General features: G+C 27.9%; 1 protein-coding gene. It reads left to right on the top strand.

All coding sequences use genetic code 11. The features are described from left to right. Nucleotides 1-244: hypothetical protein (locus AACQ14_RS23935; RefSeq protein ID WP_339366049.1), on the top strand; the 244-nt coding region annotated here is incomplete at both ends.

The raw sequence follows: 244 nt of genomic DNA, 5'->3' as shown, positions 1-244 counted from the left end.
GTCTCGAGGAGAAGATGATGATGCATTAATATTATATAATACTAATTTAAAGTATAATCAAAGTTGCTTATTAACCAAAAAAAGATTAGGGATAATGTATTTCAAACAAGAGAAATATACTCAGGCTAGATTGTATTTTCAACAAATATTAGACTGTAATCCAGTAGATGATGAAGTACGTTTTATGATTGCTATACTGCTAGATAGACAAGGAGATATTAGATTGTCTCGTAAGTTATTATTT

It is taken from the genome of Vallitalea maricola (genome assembly GCF_036985595.1).
Classification (GTDB): Bacteria; Bacillota; Clostridia; order Lachnospirales; family Vallitaleaceae; genus Vallitalea; species Vallitalea maricola.
Note: the sequence above shows the minus strand (reverse complement) of the source record. Positions and strands in the feature narration are given on the sequence as shown.